This is a genomic window from Saccharopolyspora antimicrobica (assembly GCF_003635025.1).
Lineage (GTDB): Bacteria > Actinomycetota > Actinomycetes > Mycobacteriales > Pseudonocardiaceae > Saccharopolyspora > Saccharopolyspora antimicrobica.
Map to the genome: position 1 here is coordinate 4128537 of NZ_RBXX01000002.1, position 20542 is coordinate 4149078.

The 20542-nt window shown below is 70.2% G+C and carries 17 protein-coding genes; 11 read left to right on the plus strand and 6 right to left on the minus strand.

The genetic code is table 11. The features are described from left to right. The first annotated feature begins 13 nt into the window (after positions 1-13). Positions 14-946 carry an NADP-dependent oxidoreductase gene (locus tag ATL45_RS20180; RefSeq protein ID WP_211841454.1) on the plus strand — a complete coding sequence of 311 codons (933 nt, stop codon included), beginning with the start codon at positions 14-16 and terminating at the stop codon, positions 944-946. 1 nt (position 947) lies between these two features. Here ATL45_RS20180 and ATL45_RS20185 read toward each other — a convergent pair whose 3' ends face one another. The 3 genes from ATL45_RS20185 to ATL45_RS20195 form a co-directional block, all read right to left on the minus strand. Beyond that, entirely contained in the window at positions 948-2075 is a 1128-nt protein-coding gene (locus tag ATL45_RS20185) for a tetratricopeptide repeat protein (RefSeq protein ID WP_246025446.1), read from the minus strand. A gap of 215 nt (positions 2076-2290) precedes the next feature. Then, positions 2291-2719, minus strand: a complete 429-nt coding sequence (locus tag ATL45_RS20190) for a rhodanese-like domain-containing protein (protein ID WP_246025447.1) — start codon at positions 2717-2719, stop codon at positions 2291-2293. 162 nt (positions 2720-2881) lie between these two features. Further along, on the minus strand, positions 2882-3499 hold the full coding sequence (locus ATL45_RS20195) for a cysteine dioxygenase (protein WP_093146753.1): 618 nt from the start codon (positions 3497-3499) through the stop codon (positions 2882-2884). Between the two features lie 488 nt (positions 3500-3987). On the opposite strand from ATL45_RS20195, the gene ATL45_RS20200 reads away from it, so the two are divergent. Further along, positions 3988-4755: an ABC transporter ATP-binding protein gene (locus ATL45_RS20200; RefSeq protein ID WP_093147628.1), complete on the plus strand. Its 768-nt coding sequence runs from the start codon at positions 3988-3990 to the stop codon at positions 4753-4755. A 136-nt stretch (positions 4756-4891) separates the two neighbouring features. Next, positions 4892-5674, plus strand: a complete 783-nt coding sequence (locus ATL45_RS20205) for an enoyl-CoA hydratase/isomerase family protein (protein ID WP_093146752.1) — start codon at positions 4892-4894, stop codon at positions 5672-5674. Between the two features lie 105 nt (positions 5675-5779). Here ATL45_RS20205 and ATL45_RS20210 read toward each other — a convergent pair whose 3' ends face one another. Further along, positions 5780-6892, minus strand: a complete 1113-nt coding sequence (locus ATL45_RS20210; RefSeq protein ID WP_093146751.1) for a serine hydrolase domain-containing protein — start codon at positions 6890-6892, stop codon at positions 5780-5782. Between the two features lie 225 nt (positions 6893-7117). Here ATL45_RS20210 and ATL45_RS20215 point away from each other — a divergent pair, with 225 nt between their 5' ends. Together ATL45_RS20215 and hrpA are read left to right on the plus strand one after the other, a co-directional pair. Next, positions 7118-8092, plus strand: coding sequence for a GbsR/MarR family transcriptional regulator (locus tag ATL45_RS20215; RefSeq protein ID WP_093146750.1), 975 nt, complete (start codon positions 7118-7120; stop codon positions 8090-8092). A gap of 107 nt (positions 8093-8199) precedes the next feature. Then, positions 8200-12141, plus strand: a complete 3942-nt coding sequence (gene hrpA / locus ATL45_RS20220) for an ATP-dependent RNA helicase HrpA (RefSeq protein WP_093146749.1) — start codon at positions 8200-8202, stop codon at positions 12139-12141. A gap of 349 nt (positions 12142-12490) precedes the next feature. Here hrpA and ATL45_RS20225 read toward each other — a convergent pair whose 3' ends face one another. Beyond that, on the minus strand, positions 12491-13333 hold the full coding sequence (locus ATL45_RS20225) for a DegV family protein (RefSeq protein ID WP_093146748.1): 843 nt from the start codon (positions 13331-13333) through the stop codon (positions 12491-12493). A gap of 284 nt (positions 13334-13617) precedes the next feature. Between ATL45_RS20225 and ATL45_RS20230 the strand changes: the two genes are divergently transcribed. Then, positions 13618-14400 carry an electron transfer flavoprotein subunit beta/FixA family protein gene (locus tag ATL45_RS20230; protein ID WP_093146747.1) on the plus strand — a complete coding sequence of 261 codons (783 nt, stop codon included), beginning with the start codon at positions 13618-13620 and terminating at the stop codon, positions 14398-14400. A 34-nt stretch (positions 14401-14434) separates the two neighbouring features. Further along, complete coding sequence (locus ATL45_RS20235; protein WP_093146746.1) at positions 14435-15385, plus strand: electron transfer flavoprotein subunit alpha/FixB family protein; 951 nt, start codon at positions 14435-14437, stop codon at positions 15383-15385. Positions 15386-15440: 55 nt separating this feature from the next. Here ATL45_RS20235 and rnhA read toward each other — a convergent pair whose 3' ends face one another. Beyond that, positions 15441-15899 carry a ribonuclease HI gene (gene rnhA / locus ATL45_RS20240; RefSeq protein WP_093146745.1) on the minus strand — a complete coding sequence of 153 codons (459 nt, stop codon included), beginning with the start codon at positions 15897-15899 and terminating at the stop codon, positions 15441-15443. 202 nt (positions 15900-16101) lie between these two features. Here rnhA and ATL45_RS20245 point away from each other — a divergent pair, with 202 nt between their 5' ends. From ATL45_RS20245 to ATL45_RS20260, 4 genes are all read left to right on the plus strand, one after another. Beyond that, positions 16102-17322, plus strand: coding sequence for a glycosyltransferase (locus tag ATL45_RS20245; protein WP_170210286.1), 1221 nt, complete (start codon positions 16102-16104; stop codon positions 17320-17322). 136 nt (positions 17323-17458) lie between these two features. Then, complete coding sequence (locus ATL45_RS20250; RefSeq protein ID WP_093147623.1) at positions 17459-18223, plus strand: GNAT family N-acetyltransferase; 765 nt, start codon at positions 17459-17461, stop codon at positions 18221-18223. A gap of 41 nt (positions 18224-18264) precedes the next feature. Further along, positions 18265-19056, plus strand: coding sequence for a lysophospholipid acyltransferase family protein (locus ATL45_RS20255; protein ID WP_246025448.1), 792 nt, complete (start codon positions 18265-18267; stop codon positions 19054-19056). Positions 19057-19172: 116 nt separating this feature from the next. Next, positions 19173-20537 (plus strand): MFS transporter, encoded by a 1365-nt coding sequence (locus tag ATL45_RS20260; RefSeq protein WP_246025449.1) that lies wholly within the window; start codon positions 19173-19175, stop codon positions 20535-20537. The last annotated feature ends 5 nt before the right edge of the window (positions 20538-20542 follow it).

Here is a 20542-nt window from a genome sequence, read left to right on the forward strand (position 1 = left end):
CATGAGCAAAACGATGCGCGCGATCAGCCAGGACGAACTCGGCGGCCCGGAGGTGCTGCACGAGGTGGAGCTGCCGCGCCCCGAGCCCGATACGAGCGAGGTGCTCGTCCGGGTGCGCGCGGCCGGTCTCAACCCGACGGACTGGAAGCACCGCGCACACGAGCTGTTCCTCGGCAAGCCCCCGTACGTGCTCGGCTGGGACGTCTCCGGCGTGGTGGAGGCAGTCAGCGCCGGGGTCACCCTGCACAAACCGGGCGACGAGGTGTTCGGCATGCTGCCCTACCCGCACGGCGTCGGCTCGCACGCCGAGTACGTCACCGGACCGGCGCGCGCGTTCGTCCCGAAACCGTCCGAAGTGGACCACGTGCAGGCGGGTGCGATTCCGCTGGCGGCCCTGACCGCCTGGCAGGCGCTGGTGGACACCGCGCAGGTGCGGGCCGGGCAGCGAGTGCTGATCCACGCCGCCGCCGGCGGCGTCGGGCACCTGGCCGTGCAGATCGCCAAAGCACGCGGCGCGCACGTGATCGGCACGGCGAGCGCGGGCAAGCACGAGTTCCTGCGCGGCCTGGGCGCCGACGAGCTGATCGACTACCGGGAGGTCGACTTCGTCGAGGCGGTCAGCGACGTCGACGTGGTGCTGGACACCATCGCGGGCGACTACCGCAGCAGGTCGCTGCGCACCCTCCGGCCCGGCGGACTGCTCGTCTCCATCCTCCCCTACGCCGGGGACGAGCTGGCGGCCGAAGCCGAGGAACTGGGAGTGCGCGCCGAAATCCTGCTCGTCGAAGCCGATCAGGCGGGCATGCGCGCCATCGCCGACCTCGTGGCAAAGGGGCAGCTGCGCGCCGAGATCGCCGGGACGTTCCCGCTCGCGGAAGCGGCCAAGGCGCACGCGCTGGGCGAAACCAACCGCACCGCTGGAAAGCTCGTCCTGACCGTGGACTGAGTCACGCCACGGAAAGCCGTTGGCGGGTTTCGGTGACGCGCGGCGACCACGGGGCCAGCTCCTCGGCCTTGCCCAGCGCCTCGCGCGCGGCGGCGTTGTCGTGGCAGGCCATGTGCGCGCGGGCCAGCGTGACCAGGTCGTCGGCGCGGGAGAGCGGGGTGTGGTTGTAGTCCGCGCCGGTCTGCGCGAGGCGGACGGCGGACTCCGGATCGCCCTCGATCAGCGCCAGCAACGCGTTGCTGCCGCTGAGCTCGAACTCGGGGTAGCCGAGCTTGACGGCGTCCTCCAACGCCTTCTTCGCGGTCGGCAGCAGGGATTCGGCCGGCAGCTGCCCCGCCTCGACGGCCTTGAAACCGAGACCCGCCAACCCGGCGAGCAGGTAGGACATCTTGCGCGGCGGGAGATCGCCGTTCTCCGACAGGTACTTGAGCAGCAGCAGAACCCCGGGCGCGTACTCGCCGCGCGCCTCCAGCACCGAAACCTGGCACGACATCGTGGCGTTGAGCCCGGGGTGCTTCTCAGCGAGCTCGTCGGCGTAGGACTGCGCCTGATCGATCTCCCCGCGGCGCAACGCCTCGTAGGCGCGAGCGGCCAGCGGCGCGGCGATGAACTCGGAGCGTTCGGCGCCGTCCAGGCGGGGCAGCGAGAAGAGCAGCCAACCGGTCGAAGTGGTCAGCGGAACCCGCTGCGGCCAGAGCTTGTAGAGCATCAGCGGAGTGACGGCCACGGTGAACCCGCGCCAGAACGCCGAATCGGTCAGCAACCAGCCGCCGACGACCACCGCGACACCGACCACGGCCGACAACAACCCGGCCAGCCAGCAGCGCAGGATCACCGGCGACCGCCACGGACCGATCTGGGCGCGCAGCGTGATCGGCAGCGCTCGCACCGTGAAGGTCACGCGCTTGGGAGTCCACGACGCGACTTCGCGCATGGCGCCGAAGATCACGTGCCGCACTCGCAGGCCGAAGACGACGGCTCCGGCGATCAACCCGAGCTGCGTGATCATCGGCAGCAGCACCACCCCGGCGAGAGCGCCGGCCAACGCCACGGCGGTCCCGGCGAAACCGGTGCTCGCGATCGCCTCGACGAGAGCAACGGCGACGGCTCCGGCGAACGCGGCTAACACCCACGGGCGGAACAACAAACTCTGTGCTTGCACAAGGTCGGAAGCGTACGGGACGCAGCAGGTGCCCATACCCCTTTCACCCAGGACAGCCCCGTCGACACCTTGCGAGCATGGGAACTTTCCTGTCGCCGACACCGCGGCCCGTTGCTGCGAGGATGGGAACCTTCCTGCCATCTGTGACAGGAAGGTTCCCATGCTCGCGGTGCGCCGCCGGGTCAGCCGGCGGTGGTGGTGACCGGGAGTCCGGCGGCCTTCCAGGCCCGGAAGCCACCGGCCAGGTCGGTGGCCCGGCGCAGGCCGAGTTCCTTGGCCTGGGCCGCGGCGAGGCTGGAGGCGTAGCCCTCGTTGCACACGAGGACCACCGGGCGGTCCGGGTGCAGGCCGTCGAGGCGGTGGCCGCCGGACGGGTCCAAGCGCCATTCCAGGACGATGCGCTCGACCGTCAGCGCGCCGGGGATCTCGCCTTCGGCGAGCCGGTCGGACTGCGGCCTGATGTCGATGATCAGGCCGCCTTCCTGCTGCAGGGCCAGGGCTTCCCGCGGTGAGACCCGGGCCAACTTCTCCCTGGATTCGGCCAGCAGGTGGTCGATGCCGAACGGGCCGGGCGTGATCTCCGGTCGGCGTTGGGCCGGGATGGTGGTCACTGGTCCGCCTCGCAGTCCCGCCTGTCCCATGTCCGCCTCTCCGCGTTTTTCAGTGGTGGTTGCGACTGCGGTCGTTCTCGCGTTTCGCGGTTTCTTGTGGCTGGGTTGCATCACGGTCCCCTTAGGTGCGGTTGAGCAGGACTCCGGTTGGTACGAGGGGTGTCATCCGTGCCCTTTCGGCAGTCGGTGCGCGTGCCGCGGTGGGATTGGCGGCACCTCGGACAGGTCTGAGTAGTAGTGGACCGGCAGCAGTGGCGGCGAGTAGGCGTGCACGCTCGCCGAGTTCACCGAGCTGACGTTGCGGACCTGGTGGGCGCGGCCGCTGCCGAACCCGATGCTCGCTCCGACGTCGTGGTGCGAGGTGCGGACCGGGCCCGCCGGGTAGCGGTAGTCCTCGCGGAGCGCACCGAAGAGCACGGAGAACGAGCCGGACGCACCGCCGTGGTCGTGCGGTGCGGTCCCCTGGCCGGGAGCCCACGACAGCAGCCACAGCTCGACTCCTGCGGTCAGGCCGAGCTTGGCCCACCAGCGGTTCTCGTCGTCGATGCGGACGATGTCGAGCAGCGGGCCGGTCAGCTCGGAGGTGACCAGGCTGGTCAGGTCGCGCAGCTCGCGGGGCGTCCACAACTGGTGGTCCGGGCGGATCAGGTCGCGCAGCAGGGGCAGGTCGAGGGCGGGGTGCAGTTCCGCCGCGCCGGGTTCGGGCAGGGATTCGGTGGGGGTGTACTCGGACAGGTGGGCGGTTTGCTGATCGGGCCGGTGCTGCTGCACAGCGCTCATGGCGTGTCTCCAGTTCGTGTCTTGCGGAGAGCGCGGCACGACACGACCTGCCCCGCGTTCGAAGCGGGGTGGTTCAGCGGTGGGGTGATTCGTCGAGCCGCGCGAACGGACCTGGAAAGCGGTTTGACCGCTTCAGCAACAGGCGGCGGTGACGACCCGGAACAGGTCGATCACGCGATCGCGGGTGAGCAACGAATCGGACACGTCAGCGATCGTGGCACGGCGGGGTGGCCCGCGCCAGCACCGGCGGCACCTTCCCGAATGCTGGGCGGCACCGTTTGCCGAGCCCTGGACGTGTGTCACCCGGCTGAGCGAGCGCTGGGTGCTCCCGCCCGCAGCCGCCGTGGCTGCGGACGGAACAATGGAGCGCGGAGCGGACCGGCCGACGGCCTGCGCGGTCGGCGGATCGACACGAACCGGGGGCGCCACGACCAGGCGCTGCGGTCAGTGACAGCGGGGAGGTAGACGTGGACGACCTGGTCATCCGGATGGATGGCGTCGGTGTTCGGCGGGGAAAGACCACGCTGGTGGCCGACGTGAACTGGTCGGTGGAACTCGACGAGCGCTGGGTGGTGCTCGGGCCCAACGGCGCGGGCAAGACGACGCTGCTGAAGATGGCCAGCACCGAGATGCACCCGAGCGACGGCACCGTCGACGTGCTCGGCGAGCGGCTGGGCAAGACCAACGTCTTCGAGCTGCGGCCCCGCATCGGGCTGTGCTCGGCGGCCCTGGCAGCCCGCGTTCCCGGTGACGAACTGGTTCGCGACGTCGTCGTCAGCGCCGGCTACTCGGTCCTCGGCCGGTGGCGCGAGGAGTACGACGACCTGGACACCGACCGCGCCGCGGAGCTGCTCGACCTGCTCGGCGTCGCGCACCTGGCCGACCGCGAGTTCGCCACGCTGTCGGAAGGGGAGCGCAAGCGCACCACGATCGCGCGCGCCCTGATGACCGACCCCGAGCTGCTGCTGCTGGACGAGCCGGCGGCCGGGCTCGACCTGGGTGGTCGCGAGGACCTGGTCGCGCGGCTGTCCGCGCTGGCCATGGATCCCGACGCGCCCGCGTCGGTGCTGGTCACCCACCACGTCGAGGAGATCCCGCCCGGCTTCACCCACGGTCTGCTGCTCCGCGACGGGCGCATCGTCGCGCAGGGGCTGCTCGACGACGTGCTCACCGAGGACAACCTGTCCAAGACCTTCGACCAGGACCTGGAACTGCAGCGCAGCGGCGACCGCTTCTTCGCCCGCCGACGCGGCTGAAAGCTCGCGCCAGGCCGCGCCTTGCGTGGCGGCTGGGCTTTCACGCGGGCTGCGCTGAGATCCGTGACACAGCAGTTGCGGCGCTGGGCGCGATAGCCTGCCCGGCGAGGTGGCGGTTCGACGAGGAGGATGCCGCGTGGGCGAGTTCGTCAGGCTTGAGGTGGACGGCGCGATCGGGACGATCCGGCTGGATCGTCCCAAGATGAACGCGCTGAACCGGCAGATCGAGGTCGAGCTGCGGGACGTCGCGCTCGAAGCCGCCGAGCGCGACGACATCCGCGCCGTGATCGTCTACGGCGGGGAGAAGGTCTTCGCCGCAGGCGCGGACATCAAGGAAATGGCCGAGATGTCCTACGCCGACATGGCCAGCAAGGAGCAGCGCGGCCTGTCCGATGCGATGAGCCAGGTCGCAGCGATCCCGAAGCCGACCGTCGCGGCGCTCACCGGCTACGCCCTCGGTGGCGGTTTCGAGCTGGCCCTGAGCTGCGACCGGCGCATCGCCGCGGACAACATCAAGGTCGGGCAGCCGGAGATCCTGCTGGGCGTGATCCCGGGGGCCGGCGGCACGCAGCGGCTGGCGCGGCTGATCGGGCCGAGCAAGGCCAAGGACATCATCTACACCGGCCGGTTCGTCGACGCGCAGGAGGCGTTGTCGCTGGGCATGGTCGATGAGCTGGTGCCCGCCGACGAGGTCTACGCGGCCGCGCGGCGGTGGGCCGAGCAGTTCACCAACGGTGCCGCTCGCGCCCTGGCCGCGGCCAAGGCCGCGATCGACGGCGGGCTGGACCTCGACCTGGCCAACGGTCTGAAGCTGGAGACGCACCTGTTCGCGGGCACGTTCGCCACCGAGGACCAGAAGATCGGCATGCGCTCGTTCATCGAGAACGGGCCGGGCAAGGCGAAGTTCACCGGCAACTGAGCCCGGCACGCCGCACTGCGCGGCATACCGGTCACGGCTGTTCCGACGCCTCGGCGAACCACCGTTCGCCGAGGCGTCGGCGTTTCCCGGCTCAGCGGTGGACGGTCACCGCTGATCGTTCGCGCAGAGCTCCGCTCGGAGCACATCGGTGAAGATGCCGATCGGGTCGTCCCAGCCGCCGGTCGTCCAGTCGCCGTTGACGTTCGTCGTGATGAACCGCCTGCCGTCGCGGGTGCCGTACGCGTACGACCACGAGCCGAAGATCGCACCGCCCATGCCCCAGGCGGTTGTGCCGCCCGGGAGCGTCACCGAGGAGACGCCCAGACCGTAGGTGGTGCGCGGAATCCAGTTCTCGGCGACGACCGTGGTGAACATCTCCCGCTGCTGTTCCGCGGGCAGGAGCCGGCCGCCGAGCAGCGCTGCGAAGAACTCGTTCAGGTTTCCGGCCGTGGAGATCATGCCGCCCGCCGCCCAGAACGGTGTCGTGTCCATCTCGGTGACGTCGTAGATCTCGGCACCGGGATCCGGCTGGTGCAACTTCGTGTAGTGCCGGGAGTGCGGGCCGCGTATCGACTGGTCGTTCCCGCGCGGCAGGTAAGTCCCGTCCAGGCCGAGCGGCTGGGCGATCCGCTGGGTGATCTCGTCGGCCAGCCGGCGGCCCGTCACCCGCTCGACGATCATTCCGGCGAGGACGTAGTTGGTGTTGGAGTACGCCCAGCCGGCACCGGGTTCGAAGTCCGCCGGACCGGACATGGCGATCTGCACGAGCTGTTCGGGGGAATAGCTCTCGCGCTGGCTCAGCGCTTCTTGGTCGCGGGTGTAGTCGAAGATCCCGCTGGTGTTGTTGAGCAGCTGCCGGAGGGTGATCCTGCTGGCGTCGTGGCCGTTTCCGCGGACCGCGCCGGGCAGCAGCTGCGCCACGGTGTCGTCCAGGCCCAGCTTCCGCTCGGACACGAGTTGCAGCACCACCACGGCCACGAACGTCTTGGTGATGCTGCCGATGCGGAAGCGGTGCTCCGGCAGGCGCGCACCACCGGCCTCGGTGTCGGCCACACCTGCGGAGCCGAACCAGCGCAGGTCGCCGGTGCGGGCCTCGGCGAGGATGCCCGGGACACCGCCTTCGGTCACCGCCCGGTCGAGCAAGCGCTCGACCGCGGTGTGGTCGTTTTCGGCCGTTGAGGACGGTGCCGGGGCGGTTCTGGGGACGGGTTTCGTCATGGTCGACGCCTCTGCTCGATTCGGTTCGGTCGAAGGGACGCTACGTTTCGGTTTCCGGATGAAGAAAGCTTTGAGGCCGGAAAAATGCCTCTGGGGCAACGATTTTCCGAGGTTTGTTGCAATGGAATGCCAGCGAACGCAACCGTTGTCGGGCGGTCGTTGCAATGCGCTGCCGGTGATTGCAAACTGAGCTCGATCACCGAGTCGAACGGAGGCGGGACGCGGATGCCGGGAGGCAGGCTGACCGAGCTGGATCGTCAGCGCATCGCAGCCGGACTGGCAGAACGGCTCGGGTACGCCGAGATCGCCCGGCAGCTCGGCAGGCCGACCTCCACGATCAGCCGCGAGGTGGCGCGCAACGGCGGCCCTGCTGGCTACCGAGCGGACTACGCCCACCTGGCCACCGAACACCGAGCGCGGCGGCGCAAGTCGGCACAAGCCCCGCACGGTCCGGGTGAAGCCGTTGCGCACGGGCGTGATCCCGAGGCGGTGCACGGCTTCGTGGAGCAGTTCGCCGCACTGATGGTGCGGAGCGGACTGCCGAGGATGGTGGCCCGGGTGCTCGCCTGCCTGGTCACCACCGACTCCGGGGCGCTCACCTCCGCCGAACTGGTTCAGCGGTTGCGGGTCAGCCCAGCGTCGGTGTCCAAGGCCATCGGTTACCTCGAAGGGCTGGAAGTGATCAGGCGGGAGCGTGACGCGCGGGCGCGTCGCGAGCGGTACTCCATCGATGACGATGTGTGGCACCGCACGTGGCTGGTGAGCACTCGGAAGCAGGCCAGCTGGGCGGAGACGGCCGCGCGCGGAGCCGAGGTCTTCGGCGCCGGCACACCGGCCGGAGCTCGCCTGACCAGCATGGGCTCCTTCTTCGCACGGGTTCGCGACAGCATGGCCGGTGACCGCGCGGACGCTGCGATCGGCGATGCCCGCACGGTGCTTGCCGCGCTCGTGCACGCGGGCGAGCCGCTCACCGCAGATGAGCTGGCCGAAGTGCTGGATTGGCCGCTGGACCGGGTCTCCGCCGCCCTCCGCGCAGCCGAACAGCGCCCGGAGATCAGCGATCCGGTCGTGCTCCGGAACGCTGGGAGCGGTGCGTACACCGTCGCCACCAGGAGCGACCGGCTCACTGCGGCGCAGCGCGAAGCAATCCGCCGCCTCGGCCTCGGCAGGCACCGTCCTCCCGGCACCGCGAACCGCTGATCGCCGGGTGCCGGTTGAGGCGATTCGGTGGTGTGTTCGGCGTCCGGTGTGAGGTGGCGAAAATCAGCGGCAGGGGTGACGGTGCCTTCTCTATGCTTGTCCGGAGTATGGGTACGTCTGTGAAATCTCCGCTCGCTGATCTGCGGGACCGCTTGCCCGAGCTGATGCTGCACGACCAGCGTCGGCTGCGTCGCCGCATCGAGGGAGCGCGCAAGATCCGCGATCCCAAGGCCCTGCAGTCGGTCACCGAGGAGATCACCGCCGAGATCGAGGCCGCGGAGCGGCGCATCGAGAACCGGCGCGCCAACGTACCCGAGGTCCGTTACCCGGAGAACCTGCCGGTCAGCCAGCGCCGGGACGATCTGCTCGCCGCGATCCGCGATCACCAAGTGGTCATCGTCGCTGGTGAGACGGGCTCCGGCAAGACGACCCAGCTGCCCAAGATGTGCCTGGAGCTCGGTCGCGGCATCAAGGGCGTGATCGGGCACACCCAGCCCCGCAGGCTGGCGGCCCGCACCGTCGCCGAGCGGGTCGCCGAGGAAGTCGGCACCGAGCTCGGCGATGCGATCGGCTACCAGGTGCGGTTCACCGAGCGCGCGGGCGAGGACACGCTGGTCAAGCTGATGACCGACGGCATCCTGCTCGCCGAGATCCAGCACGACCGGCTGCTGCGCCGCTACGACACGCTGATCATCGACGAGGCGCACGAGCGCAGCCTGAACATCGACTTCATCCTGGGCTACCTCAAGCAGCTGCTGCCGCGCCGCCCCGATCTGAAGGTGATCATCACCTCCGCCACCATCGACCCGGAGCGCTTCTCGCGGCACTTCGACGATGCGCCGGTGGTCGAGGTCTCCGGCCGCACCTATCCCGTCGAGGTGCGCTACCGGCCGCTGCTGGACGACTCGGACGAGTCCGAGGACGTGGTGCGCGACCAGACGCAGGCGATCTGCGAGGCGGTGGACGAGCTCTGCGCGGAGGGGCCCGGCGACATCCTGGTCTTCCTCAGCGGCGAGCGGGAGATCCGGGACGCCGAGGACGCGCTGCGGCAGCAGAACCTGCGCAACACCGAGATCCTCCCGCTGTACGCGCGGCTGTCCGCAGCCGAGCAGCACCGCGTGTTCCAGCCGCACTCCGGCCGCCGGATCGTGCTGTCCACCAACGTGGCCGAGACCTCGCTGACGGTGCCGGGCATCAAGTACGTCATCGACCCGGGCACCGCGCGCATCTCCCGGTACAGCTTCCGCACCAAGGTGCAGCGGCTGCCGATCGAACCGGTCTCGCAGGCTTCGGCCAACCAGCGCAAGGGCCGCTGCGGCCGGGTTTCCGAGGGCATCTGCATCCGGCTCTACTCCGAGGCGGACTTCCTGGCCCGCCCCGAGTTCACCGATCCGGAGATCCTGCGCACCCACCTGGCCTCGGTGATCCTGCAGATGACCTCCCTGGGGCTCGGCGAGATCGAGTCCTTCCCGTTCCTGGAGCCACCGGACCGCAGGCAGATCACCGACGGCATCAACCTGCTGCAGGAGCTGGGCGCGCTGGACAGCGCGAAGACCGAGCTGCACAAGCGGCTCACCCCGGTCGGCCGCAAGCTCGCGCAGCTGCCCATCGACCCGCGGCTGGCCCGGATGGTGCTGGAAGCCGAGCGCAACGGCTGCCTGCGCGAGGTGCTGGTGGTCGTCGCGGCGCTGTCCATCCAGGACCCGCGCGAACGGCCGACCGACAAGCAGCAGACGGCCGACCAGAAGCACGCGCGCTTCGTGGACAAGGACGCCGAGTCCGACTTCATCACCTACCTCTCCATGTGGCGGTACCTGCGGACGCAGCAGAAGGAGCTGTCGTCCAACCAGTTCCGCAAGCTGTGCCGCGCGGACTTCCTCAACTACCTGCGGGTGCGCGAGTGGCAGGACCTCCACGGCCAGCTGCGGCAGATGGTCCGGTCGATGGGCATGACGCTCAACGACCAGGAGGCCGACGCGACGCGGATCCACCAGTCGGTGCTGGCCGGTCTGCTCTCGCACATCGGGCTCAAGGACGTCGAGAAGAAGTCCGGTCAGCCGGGCCGCGGCGCCAACGAGTACCAGGGCGCCCGCAACGCCAAGTTCGCCGTGTTCCCCGGATCGTCGCTGTTCAAGAAGCCACCGCGCTGGGTGATGGCGGCCGAACTGGTGGAGACCTCCCGGCTGTGGGCGCGCATCGTCGCGCGAATCGAACCGGAGTGGGTGGAGCGGCTCGCGCAACACCTGGTCAAGCGCAGCTACAGCGAACCGCACTGGGAGAAGGACCGGGCCGCCGTGGTGGCCACCGAGCGGGTCACCCTCTACGGCGTTCCGCTGGTGGTCGGCCGCAAGGTCAACTACGGCCGCATCGATCCGGAGCTCTGCCGCGAGCTGTTCATCCGGCACGCGCTGGTCGAAGGCGACTGGGAGACGCGGCACGCGTTCTTCCACGAGAACCGGGCGCTGCTCGACGAGGTCGAGGACCTGGAGGAGCGCGCGCGGCGGCGCGACATCCTGGTCGACGACGAGACCTTGTTCGAGTTCTACGACCAGCGCGTCGGCGCCGAGGTGGTCTCCGGCAGGCACTTCGACTCCTGGTGGAAGAAGACCTGCCGCGAGCAGCCCGACCTGCTCAACTTCGAGAAGTCGATGCTGATCAACCAGCAGTCGGCGGCGGTCAGCGACCGGGACTACCCGGACACCTGGCCGCAGGGCGGACTCCGGTTGGCGCTGTCCTACCAGTTCGAGCCGGGTTCGGACGCGGACGGCGTGACCGCGCACATCCCGCTCCCGGTGCTCAACCAGGTCGACCCGAGCGGGTTCGACTGGCAGATCCCCGGGCTGCGCGAGGAGCTGGTCACGGCGCTGCTGAAGTCGCTGCCGAAGGCGCTGCGCCGGAACTTCGTGCCCGCTCCCGATTTCGCCAAGGCCGTGCTGTCCCGGCTCGAGCCGATGAGCGCCCCGCTGCTGGAGAGCCTGCAGCAGGGCCTCAAGCAGATGACCGGGGTCGCGGTGCCGGGCACCGAGTGGGACCTGGACAAGGTGCCGGACCACCTGAAGATGACCTTCCGCGTGGTGGACGGCAAGGGACGCAAGCTGGCCGAGTCCAAGGACCTGGACGCGCTGAAGCGGAAGCTCAAGCCGAAGCTGCGCGCGGAGATCTCCGCCGCCGCCGACGACATCGAGCAGCGCGGTCTGCGCTCCTGGAACTTCGGCGCGCTGCCGCGCACCTTCGAGCAGCAGCGCTCCGGGCACGCGGTGAAGGCCTACCCGGCGCTGGTCGACGACGGCGACAGCGTCGCGGTGCGGATGTTCGACACGCAGGAGGAGCAGCGCCGGGCGCTGTGGGACGGCACCCGTCGGCTCCTGCTGCTGAACCTGCCCTCGCCGGTGAAGTCCATCCAGCGCGGCATGAGCGGCACCACCCGCCTGGTGCTGGGCGGCAGCCGGTACGGCGACCTCAACGCCGTGCTGGAGGACTGCGAGCGCTGCGCCGTCGACAAGCTGATGGCCGACAACGGCGGGCCGGTCTGGGACGAGGCGGCGTTCGCCGCGCTGCAGGACAAGGTCCGGGCGCAGCTGGGCGCGGTCACCGTCGACGCGATGTCCAAAGTGGAGCAGGTCCTGGTCGCGGCGCAGCGGGTCGAGTCCGCGCTCGCGGACCGGGCCAAGGTGCTGCCCGCCGAGTCCTACGCCGACATCCGGGCGCAGCTGGACGCGCTGCTGCACCCGGGCTTCGTGACCGCGGCCGGGTTCGCGCGGTTGCCCGATCTGGTGCGCTACCTGCGCGCGATCGAGCAGCGGCTGGACAAGCTCCAGTACCACCCGCAGCGCGACCGGGACTGGATGTACCAGGTGGACGAGGTCGAGGAGCGCTATCGGGACCTGCTGGCCGGGGTGCCGCAGGGGCGTTCCCCGAGCGAGGCCCTGCAGCACGTCGGCTGGATGATCGAGGAGCTGCGGGTGAGCCTGTTCGCGCAGGCGATCGGCACGGCGTACCCGGTGTCGGTCAAGCGCATCCATCGCGCGATGGACAAGCTGTCGGGCTGAAGCGGTCAGCAGGTGCAGCACGGTGGTGGACGACATGGGAGTTCCTCCGGGATCGGTTTCGGGTGAGCGGTCGCGGCGCGGAAGCGGAATGAGATCGCTTCGCGCCGCCCCGAAATCAAGTATCCGGAGTCGAACGCCTGTTTGCATCACTCGATGGAGTGGGAACTTCCCGGAAATCGCCGGGAGCTTGCTGAAAACCCTTCGAAATTAACCGATTTCGCGTGAGTTGTGCCGACCTGAGCGGTGTGCGCGCCTTCGCGGTCCGGCTTTCTCGCCCGTCCTGTGGCGCGGCTCCGGTCGTGTCCGCTCGAAATGGGCCCGGATCCGTTTGCCCGCGGAGGAGTCGGGCTCAGACGGGGGAGACGGTCACGCCGAGCGCGCCCGGTCCGGCGTGGGCGCCCAGGATCGCGCTCGTCTCCGCCACGGTGGCGCGGCGGATCTGGGGCAGCTGCGAGCGCAGCTCGTCGAGCACCTGCTTGGCGCGGTCGGCGAACTCGAAGTGCTCGACACCGACGTCGACCGGGTTGTTGCCCGCTCGCTGGACCGCGGTGCTCACGGCCTTCTTGAGCGCGCGGTCGATGCCGATCCCCTTGGCCTGCTGGTCGATGATGCCCTCCTTGAGGGCGAGCACCGGCTTGATCGACAGCGCTTGGCCAAGAAACGCTTGTGCCCGGCCGATCCGGCCGCCGCGCTGCAGGTATTCCAGCGTGTCGACGTAGAGCAGCTGCATCGTGCTGCGCAGCCGCCGGTCCAGGACGCTCATCACGCCCTGCGGGGTCGCGCCGGAGGCGGCGGCTTCGGCCGCGGCGATCACCGAGAAGCCGAGGCTGAGCCCGACCAGCCGGGAATCGACCACGTAGACCGGGATGCCGATCTCCGCTGCCGCGGTGCGCGCGGAGTCGCAGGTGCGGGACAGGCCTTCGGAGATGTGCACCGAGATGATCGCCTCGGCGCCGTTGGCCACCGCGTCGCTGTAGTTCCAGAAGAAGGCGGGCGCCGGCGGTTCTCCGGTCGCCACCGGAGTTCCCTCGCGCATCGCCTGGGCCAGCTGGGCGTGCGGCACCCGGCGTTCGTCGTTCTGCTCCTCGCCGACCTTCAGCTCCAGCTGGACGACGGAGATGCCCAGCTGATCGGCGACGTCGAGTGGAATGGAAGCCGTCGAGTCGGTCACGATGGCGACGCGTTGCCTCATGAGGTTCAGGCTACTAAGCGGTAATCATTCTTCATATCTGCCCCGCGCAGGTGTCCGTATCATTCCGTTCGGATCGCGGCGGAAAAGGTGAGTACTGTCACGTGCGAGGCTCGGCCGATCCGCCGCTACCGGCCGGTAACATCACCGGTGGTTGGCATCACTGTGCTTTTCCACGAGGGGCATGGCAAGGTCAACCTACCCGGGCCGCACAGCGCCGGGTCCGCAAGCAAAGCCGCTGGAGGGCCAGCGAGCGCCGTCAGTCCGCAGGAGGTCGAAGAGGGCCCATGAACATCGTCGTCCTGGTCAAGCAGGTGCCCGACACGTATTCCGAGCGGAAGCTCAAGGATGCGGATCACACGTTGGACCGCGAATCGGCTGATGCGGTTTTGGATGAGATCAACGAGCGCGCCGTCGAGGAAGCGCTGTTGATCAAGGAGGCGCAGGGCGGTGAGGTGACCGTTGTGTGCATGGGCCCGGACCGCGCCACCGATGCGATCCGCAAGGCGCTGTCGATGGGTGCCGACAAGGCCGTGCACCTCTCGGATGAGGCGTTGGCGGGTTCGGACGCTCCGGCGACCGCTCGCGCGCTGGCGAAGGCGATCGGCACCGTTGAGGGTGTGGATCTGGTGATCGCGGGCAACGAGTCGACCGACGGCCGCGCGGGCGCTGTTCCGGCGATGGTGGCCGAGGTGCTGGGCTGGCCGCAGCTGACCTACGCGCGCAAGGTCGAGACCGACGGCTCGGGCGTGAAGATCGAGCGCGAGACCGACGCGGGCGTGTTCACCGTCGAGGCCGGTCTGCCCGCGGTGGTGTCGGTGACGGAGAAGATCAACGAGCCGCGGTATCCGTCCTTCAAGGGCATCATGGCCGCGAAGAAGAAGCCGGTCGCGGTGCTGTCGCTGGCCGACGCCGGGATCGACCCGTCCGAGGTCGGGTTGGCCAACGCCGCCTCGCAGGTCGTCGAGTCGGCGCCGAAGCCGCCGAAGTCCGGTGGCGTGAAGGTCACCGACGAGGGCGAGGGCGGCGTGCAGGTCGCGGAGTTCCTGGCCGGCGAGAAGCTGCTCTGAGTCGTTCACGGGTTTTCGAGGAGGCATAGTTTTCATGGCTGAGGTTCTGGTCCTCGTCGATCACGTGGACGGCGAGGTTAAGAAGGTCACCTACGAGCTGCTGACCGCGGCGCGCCGGATCGGCGAGCCGTCGGCGGTGGTGGTCGGCGAGCCGGGCACCGCGGGCAAGCTGTCGGAGTCGCTGGCGGCTTATGGCGCGGCGAAGGTGTACGCGGCGGAGTCGGCCGAGGTGGGCCAGTTCCTGGTGACGCCGCAGGTCGACGTGCTGGCCGCGCTGGTCGGCAGCGCGAGCCCGGCGGCGGTGCTGGTGTCGGCGTCGATCGACGGCAAGGAGATCGCCGGGCGTCTGGCGATCCGGACCGGCTCCGGTCTGCTGTCGGAGGTCGTGGACCTCGACGGCGAGGGTGTCGGCAGCCACTCGCTGTTCGGTGGCACCTACGACGCGAAGGCCAAGGTCACCAAGGGTGTTCCGGTCGTCACGGTGCTGCCGGGCAGCATCGAGGCCGAGGCGGCCGCGGGTGCCGGTGCGGTGGAGTCGGTGGAGGTTCCGGCAGCTTCCGGTGCCAAGATCACCGGTCGTCAGCCCGCTGAGGCGGGGGACCGACCGGAGCTGACCGAGGCCAACATCGTGGTCTCCGGTGGCCGCGGTGTGGGTTCGGCGGAGTCGTTCGAGGTCGTGGAGAAGCTCGCCGACAGCCTGGGTGCTGCGGTGGGTGCTTCGCGTGCGGCGGTGGACTCGGGTTACTACCCGCACCAGTTCCAGGTCGGGCAGACCGGCAAGACGGTCTCGCCGCAGCTCTACATCGCGCTGGGCATCTCGGGTGCGATTCAGCACCGGGCGGGCATGCAGACCTCGAAGACGATCGTGGCGGTCAACAAGGACGCCGAGGCTCCGATCTTCGAGATCGCCGACTACGGCGTGGTGGGCGACCTGTTCAAGGTCGCGCCGCAGCTCACCGAGGAGATCACCAAGCGCAAGGGCTGAACCCAAGACGCTGGGAAGGCGGGTCGCACCTGTGGTGCGGCCCGCCCTTCGCGTTTCAGCGCTCCCGGGCCTCGTCGCGGCCGCGGCAGGCGAGGCGGTCGGCGCGCTCGTTCTCGGGGTGGCCGTTGTGGCCCTTCACCCATTCCCACTGGACGTCTCCGTGGCGCGCGCACTCGGTGTCCAGGCGCTGCCACAGATCCGCGTTCTTGACCGGCTTCTTGGCCGAGGTCAGCCAGCCGTTGCGCTTCCAGCCGCGCATCCACTCGGTGATGCCCTTGAGCACGTAGGTGCTGTCGGTGTGGATGCGCACCGCGGGCATCGGGCGGGTCAGCGCGGCGAGGCCTTCGATCACCGCCATGAGCTCCATCTTGTTGTTCGTCGTAGCGGCGTCCTTGCCGTAGAGCTCGCGTTCGTGGTCGCCGTAGCGCAGCACGACGCCCCAGCCGCCCGGCCCGGGGTTCCCACTGCATGCGCCGTCGGTGTAGAGGTCGACGCGCTCGGTCGTTGGCTGCATGTCCCGGAATCTAGCCGCCGCCTGATCGGGCCGGAGCGGCGAGGCGGTGCGGGTGTGACAGGAAGGTTCCCGTGCTCGCAGCGTGCGGCGCGTGACAGGAAGGTTCCCATGCTCGCAGTTCCCCGCGTGACGGGAAGGTTCCCTTGCTCGGTCGGGAAATTCGGGTGCGCGGGGCTCGGGCGTGGTGGCATGCTCGAACGCCGTGCGGATCCTGTTCACGACTGCGCCCGGTTACGGGCTGACCTTCCCGATCGTCCCGTTGGTCTGGGCGGCCAGAGCTGCGGGGCACGAGGTGCTGGTGGCCACCACCGGTGAGATGGTCGACGCCGCGGCGCGGGCCGGCTTGCCGGTGGCCGACGTGCTGCCGGGGCACGACGTGTGGCAGGAGCTGATCCGCGCCACCGGTTCCCAGGAGCAGACACCCGGGTTCGAGCGGTTCCTCGCGGAGCGGGGCCTGACCGAGGCGTACGAGAGGCTGCCCAGGGACGGTGGCCCCTTCTCGCTGTTCACGTTGACGATGACGCAGGGCAGCATCGAGGTGGGGCGGGCGTTCGGCGCGGATCTCGTCGTGCACACCACCGATCACCCGACGGGCCGGTTGACCGCGGTGGCGCTCGGCGTTCCGGTGCTGGAGGTCGGCAACCGGGTGTCCTGGTCGTCGCGGGACGGGAGCTTCCGGACCGGGCGGAACTTCTACGACGACGATGAGCTGTCCCTGACGCTGCGGGCGCAGCTGGGCATCCCGGACGGGCCGCCGGAGGTGATCGCGCGGATCGATCCGCGGCCGCCGAGCATGGGCGGGCTGGTCGGCGACGAGCCGGACCAGGTCGACGGGCTGCCGTGGTGGCCGATGCGGTTCGTGCCGTTCAACGGTGGTTCGGCGGTGCCGGAGTGGGCGCTGCAGCGGCAGGACCGGCCGCGCATCGGTGTCACGCTGGGCACCGTGGTGCCGGTGATGTCCGGCACGAGCAGTTTGTCCGTGGTGGTCGAGGCGCTCGGCGGCTTCGACGCGGACGTAGTGCTGGCGGGGCGCGAAGCCGACCTCGCCGATGTCTCGCCGCTGCCGGCCAACGTGCGGGCGGTGGGCTTCCTGCCGCTGTCGGCGTTCCTGCCGACCAGTTCGCTGCTGGTGCACCACGGCGGGTCGGGGACCACGGCGGCCGCGCTGCACTACGGCGTCCCGCAGCTGGTGCTGCCCGCCTTCGCGGACAACCCGATGTCGGCCGAGCGGGTCGTGGACCGCGGAGTCGGGCTCTCCCACGATCCGGCCACAGTGGACGTCGAGGCGGTGCGCGCCGCGGTGCGCAAGCTGCTGGAGGAACCCGCCTTCGGCGATGCTGCGCGCGAGGTGAGCGCGGAGATGTCGGTCCAGCCGAGCCCGGCCTCGGTGCTGGAGCGCGCACTGGCCGCTTTCCCCGGGTGACCCGCTCGTCCGGTTGTGCCGCAACCGGTCGTTCGGGGCAGTGATTTCGTCCTGCACCAGGGGTTCACCGAAAGTTCCTGCCCCGTGTCCTCGTCCGGAGTGTTGGGTGTTCGCCGCGCGGCGATACACCTTCGGCATGTCCGAGACGCAGCTGCTGGCCAGCGCCGCACCGAACGCGGCGGCCGACGTCCACTACTCGCTGCTGGTGGTCAGAGACTCCGACGAAGTGCACGCCGCGCAACGCCTGCGCTACCAGGTGTTCGCCGAGGAGATGGGGGCCACGGTCACCGGTCGGGAGTTTGGCGTCGACCGCGATGCCTTCGACGACCACTGCGACCACCTGATCGTCCGCGAGGACAACTCCGGGGCGGTCGTCGGGACCTACCGGATGCTTCCGCCGGGCCGGGCGGCGGAAGCCGGGATGCTCTATTCGGAAACCGAGTTCGATCTGTCCGCGCTGGCTCCGCTGCGCTCCTCGCTGGTGGAGACCGGCCGCTCGTGCGTGCACCCGGACCACCGCAACGGGGCCGTGATCGGGCTGGTGTGGACGGGGATCGCGCGGTACATGCTGCTGCACGGGCACCGGATGCTCGCCGGTTGCGCGTCCGTGCCGCTCGACGACGGCGGCGTGCTGGCTTCGCACGTGTGGAACGCGGTGTCGGCGAAGCACTACGCGCCCGAGGAGTTCCGCGTGCACCCGCACCGGCCTTGGGAGCCGATCGACGTCACCGGCCGTGCCCAGCTGCCGCCGCTGCTCAAGGGTTACCTGCGGTTGGGTGCGCAGGTGTGCGGGCGTCCGGCGCACGATCCGGACTTCGACGTCGCCGACTTCTTCGTGCTGCTGGACCTGGACCGCGCGGACCAGCGCTACCTGCGGTTCTTCCTGGGCGATGCGGCATGAACCACCCGTGGATGCCGGTTTCGCCGTGCGGTGACCAGTGCATGCCGCCGCGGGACCGCGAGGACGAGGTCGGCCTGCTGCACCTGGTCCTGCGCCTGGGCGGGGTCGTCGGGCTGCTGCTCGGCGGGTGCGTGCTGGCGCTGGTGCTGCCGGTGCTGGGCCCGGTGCGTCAGCAGGCGATGGCGGCGTGGTTCCGGGCGCTGCTGCGCGTCTTGGGCATCCGGATGGTGCTCGACGGCGGGATGACCGCCGGTGGCGCGCTGGTGGTGAGCAACCACGTGTCGTGGCTGGACATCGTGGCGCTGCAGGTGCTGTGCCCGATGCGGATGCTGGCCAAGGCCGAGGTCGGGTCGTGGCCGGTGCTGGGTTCGCTGGCGGGCCGGGCGGGCACGGTCTACATCGACCGGGAGCGGTTGTCGGCGCTGCCCGACTCGGTGCGGACCATCGCCGACGAACTGCGGGCCGGTGCGGTGATCGGCGCCTTCCCGGAGGGCACCACCTGGTGCGGGCGGGAGATCGGGACGTTCCGGCCCGCGGTCTTCCAGGCCGCGCTCGACGCCGGGGCGCGGATGCAGCCGGTGGCGCTGCGGTTCCGCGACCGGGCGGGCCGGTTCACCACGGCGGCGGCCTTCCTCGGGGAGACGACGCTGGTCAGCTCGGTGCTGGCGGTGGCCCGCACCCGCGGTCTGGTGGTCGAGCTGGTCGTGCTGCCCGAGCTGCACGGCAGCGATCGCCGGGAGCTGGCCAGGCGGGCGCGGGAGTCGATCGCGACGGCCAGCGGGGCGACGCACGGGCACCGTGTCGAGCAGCCCGGGCACGATCTCGCCGCGTGAGCTCCGGCGGCACTCAGGACCGACCACCCGAGCGATGCGACCGGCAATAGGCTCTAAGGGGGAGTCTTCCGGAGATCACTGGACTTCGAGTGCGGTGGAGGGTGCAGGCTGGCCGGGTGGCCACTGCCGAGACATCTCGAAGCGTCCTGTGGAATCCGCAACGTCGCACCTTCACCGCGGGCCTGGTCCTGGTCATCACCCTCGTCGCCTTCGAAGCGATGGGGCTGGGCACCGCGCTGCCGACGATCGTCGCCGAGTTCGGCGCGCAGCACTGGTACTCCTGGCCGTTCACCGTGTTCCTCGCCGCGAGCGCGATCGGGACGGTGATCGGCGGTCGCCTGTCCGACCGCCGCGGCCCGGCGGTGCCGCTGCTGCTGGCGCTGCCCACCTTCGCGGTCGGGCTGCTGGTCGCGGGCTTCGCGATGAACATGCTGGTCCTGCTGGTGGCGCGGGTGCTGCAGGGGCTGGCCGGTGGCGTGCTGATCGTCGCCCTGTACGTGATGATCGCCCGCGTCTTCCCGGAGGAGCACCGCCCGGCCGCGTTCGGCGCGCTGTCCTCGGCGTGGGTGGTGCCCGCGCTGGTCGGCCCGGTGGTGTCGGGTGCGCTGACCGAGCAGGCGAGCTGGCGGTGGGTCTTCCTCGGGCTGGCTCCGCTGGTGTGCATCGGCGCGGCGATGCTGGTGCCCACGGCGCGCCGGTTCGGGGCGCGCTCGGAGGATCCTCCAGCGCCGCGGCCCGGGTTGCCGCTGGCCGCGGTGGGTGCGGCCGGTGGTGTCGTGGCGTTGAACTGGGCGGCGCAGGATCCGTCGTTGGGCTCGTTGCTCGTCGGCCTGGTCGGGGTCGCGGCGCTGGTGCCCTCGCTGCGGCTGCTGCTGCCCAAGGGCACCTTGCGCGCCCGGCCGGGGATTCCGCGGATGGTGCTCTCACGCGGCTTGCTCTCCGGGCTGTTCTTCACCGCGCAGGCGTTCGTCCCCTTGGCGCTGACCGTGGCGCACCACTACTCGCCGACGACCGCGGGCGTGCCGTTGACGGTGGGTTCGGTCGGCTGGACCGTCGGGGCGCTGTGGCAGAGCAGGCAGCGGGAACTCCGGCGCGAGCGCGTGGTGGCGGCCGGGTTCGCGCTGGTCGGCGTCGGCATCGCCGGGCTGGCGCTGAGCCTGCCCGCGTGGGGTCCGCACGGGCTGGTCTTCGCGTGCTGGTTCGTCGCCGGTTGCGGGATGGGGATCGGGGTGACCAGCACCTCGGTGCGGGTGCTGTCGCTGTCGGCGGAGGGCGAGCGCGGGTTCAACTCGGCCGCGCTGCAGATCTCGGACATGCTCGGCCAGGCCGCGCTGGTCGGCCTCGGCGGCGTGGTGGTCGCCGCGCTCGCCACCCCGGCGAGCCCGGCCAGGGGCGTCGCGCCGCTGGACCTGGCGCTGCTGGTGGCGGCGCTGCTGGCGGCGTTGGCGCTGGTGCGCGCGACTCGCAACCGGACGTCCTGACCAGC

Bases quoted from the DNA above. Each gene is read 5' to 3' on its own strand.
- ATL45_RS20180 (WP_211841454.1), top strand. From the start codon at position 14: ATGCGCGCGATCAGCCAGGACGAACTCGGCGGCCCGGAGGTGCTGCAC.
- ATL45_RS20195 (WP_093146753.1), bottom strand. From the start codon at position 3,499: ATGAGCGCTGTGCAGCAGCACCGGCCCGATCAGCAAACCGCCCACCTG.
- ATL45_RS20200 (WP_093147628.1), top strand. From the start codon at position 3,988: ATGGATGGCGTCGGTGTTCGGCGGGGAAAGACCACGCTGGTGGCCGAC.
- ATL45_RS20210 (WP_093146751.1), bottom strand. From the start codon at position 6,892: ATGACGAAACCCGTCCCCAGAACCGCCCCGGCACCGTCCTCAACGGCC.
- ATL45_RS20215 (WP_093146750.1), top strand. From the start codon at position 7,118: ATGCCGGGAGGCAGGCTGACCGAGCTGGATCGTCAGCGCATCGCAGCC.
- hrpA (WP_093146749.1), top strand. From the start codon at position 8,200: ATGGGTACGTCTGTGAAATCTCCGCTCGCTGATCTGCGGGACCGCTTG.
- ATL45_RS20225 (WP_093146748.1), bottom strand. From the start codon at position 13,333: ATGAGGCAACGCGTCGCCATCGTGACCGACTCGACGGCTTCCATTCCA.
- ATL45_RS20230 (WP_093146747.1), top strand. From the start codon at position 13,618: ATGAACATCGTCGTCCTGGTCAAGCAGGTGCCCGACACGTATTCCGAG.
- ATL45_RS20235 (WP_093146746.1), top strand. From the start codon at position 14,435: ATGGCTGAGGTTCTGGTCCTCGTCGATCACGTGGACGGCGAGGTTAAG.
- rnhA (WP_093146745.1), bottom strand. From the start codon at position 15,899: ATGCAGCCAACGACCGAGCGCGTCGACCTCTACACCGACGGCGCATGC.
- ATL45_RS20250 (WP_093147623.1), top strand. From the start codon at position 17,459: ATGTCCGAGACGCAGCTGCTGGCCAGCGCCGCACCGAACGCGGCGGCC.
- ATL45_RS20255 (WP_246025448.1), top strand. From the start codon at position 18,265: ATGCCGCCGCGGGACCGCGAGGACGAGGTCGGCCTGCTGCACCTGGTC.